Annotated in this window: 1 pseudogene; it reads left to right on the top strand. The window is 46.3% G+C overall.

The features are described from left to right. A pseudogene (locus BCV39_RS19885) lies at positions 1-2,341 on the top strand (hypothetical protein); the annotation flags it as partial.

Genomic DNA, 2,341 nt, shown 5'->3' with positions numbered 1-2,341 from the left:
TTGAGATTCGAGAAGAGCCTGCGGGTTCGGGTAACTACATTGGTTTCACCACAGATACTTCAAATGTCGAGACTACAGTCTTCACGCTTGAATTTAGCAGCACGACATTAGGTGAATACACCTTCACGCTTATAGAAGCGATTGACCACACACCAATTCAAGGTAATAACGACCTAACGTTCAACTTGCCAGTGTACGCGGTTGATAGCGATGGCGATGATTCTCTAATGTCGCCACTTGCTGTGACGATTACCGATGATATCCAAGTCATGGTAGATGGCGCGTTTACGATTGAAGAGCCAACTGTGGCTGATTTAGCAGCGGGTACGCCGACAACTACGACTGTGAATGTTCTTGATCTAGAAGGGGCGGACGGCACGACCATCACCCAAATCAATTATGACAACGGCACAGTGTTTACGCTTGACCAGAGCAATACGGGAGAGCAGAAGTTTGTGGTTGCTGAAGGTTCGCTTTATGTCACGCTACAAGGTGATGTGCGCTTTGAACCAAACCGTAACCTCGACCACACAAGTGGAGACATCGTTAAGTCGATAGTCGTGACTTCAAGCGACTCAGATAGTGATGTTGTTACTTCTACAGTCACGTTGACTATTACCGATGGTGACATCCCAACGATTGATAATGTACCGAGCGTTACTTTATCTGAAACTAATTTGAGTGATGGTTCTACGCCAAGTGGTGTCGCTGTAAGTCAAACAGAGACGATTACCTTCACTAATCAAAGTGATGATGTGGCGAGTTTCCGTATTGAACCGACAGAATTCAATGTTGGTGGGGCGCTTAAATCAAATGGGCTGGTGGTTGAGCTAAAAGCAGACCCAAGCACACCAGGTGGTTATATCGGTTTTGTGACGGATGGTTCGAACGTTGAAACCAACGTGTTCACGATCAGTTTCTCTAGTACTACCCTCGGCCAATACACTTTCACGTTGTTGGAAGCATTAGACCATGTGGATGGTTTAGCGAACAACGATCTTAGCTTTGATCTTCCTGTTTATGCGGTAGACACCGACGGCGACGATTCATTGGTGTCACAGTTGAATGTGACCATCGGTGATGATGTTCAAATCATGCAAGATGGAGCGTTAAACATTGTCGAGCCAACAGTTGCTGATTTGGCTGCGGGCACGCCCACGACAACGACCGTTAATGTATTTGATCAAGAAGGGGCAGACGGCGCGACCATCACACAATTTACTTATGATGGCGGGACTGTATTAACGCTTGACCAGAATAATACTGGCGAGCAGAAGTTCGTAGTTGCTGAAGGTTCACTGTATATCACTATTCAAGGTGACGTTCGCTTCGAGCCGAACCGTAATCTTGACCATACTAACGGAGATATCGTTAAACAGATCGAGGTCACCTCAAGCGATTTCGATAAGGATACCGTGACATCGACAGTCACCCTGACGATTACTGATGGTGATATCCCGACCATTGATACGGTGCCAAGTGTTACTCTGTCTGAAACTAATCTTGCTGATGGCTCAGCGCCAAGTAGCGGTGCTGTAAGTCAAACTGAGACGCTTACTTTTACTAATCAAAGTGATGATGTGACCCGTTTCCGTCTTGAACCTACCGAGTTCAATGTCGGCGGCGCACTGAAATCGAATGGTTTTGTGGTCGAGATAAAAGAAGATTCAGCGAATCCAGGTACTTATATCGGCTTCATTACTGATGGTTCAAATGCTGAAATTCCAGTGTTCACGATTAGCTTCTCGACCTCGACTCTTGGTGAATACACCTTTACTTTATTGGAAGCGTTAGATCATGCAGATGGTCTAGCGAACAATGATCTGAGCTTTGATCTTCCGGTCTATGCGGTAGACAGCGATGGCGATGATTCTTTGGTGTCTCAACTCAATGTAACCATCGGCGATGATGTTCAAATCATGCAAGACGGTACGTTAGATATCGTTGAGCCAAATCTGGCTGATGGTACGGTAACAACCAATACCATTGATGTAATGCCAAACCAAAGTGCTGATGGTGCAACGGTTACTGAGTTTTCTTTTGGTGGAATCGTTAAGACGTTGGATCAGAGCATCGCAGGCGAACAGCAATTCAGTTTCACAGAAGGTGAGTTGTACATCACCCTTCAAGGTGAGATGCGCTTTGAGCCCAACCGTAACTTAGACCATTCCGCGAGCGAAGACATTGTTAAGTCGATAGTCGTGACATCCAATGACTTTGATAACGATCCGGTGACTGCGACCGTAACTTTGACCATAACCGATGGCGACAACCCGACTATCGATGCGGTGCCGAGTGTTGCACTTGAAGAAGCTGATCTGGCTGATGGCTCATCACCAAG

The organism is Vibrio sp. 10N.286.55.E10 (genome assembly GCF_002872555.1).
GTDB lineage: Bacteria > Pseudomonadota > Gammaproteobacteria > Enterobacterales > Vibrionaceae > Vibrio > Vibrio crassostreae.
Note: the sequence above shows the minus strand (reverse complement) of the source record. Positions and strands in the feature narration are given on the sequence as shown.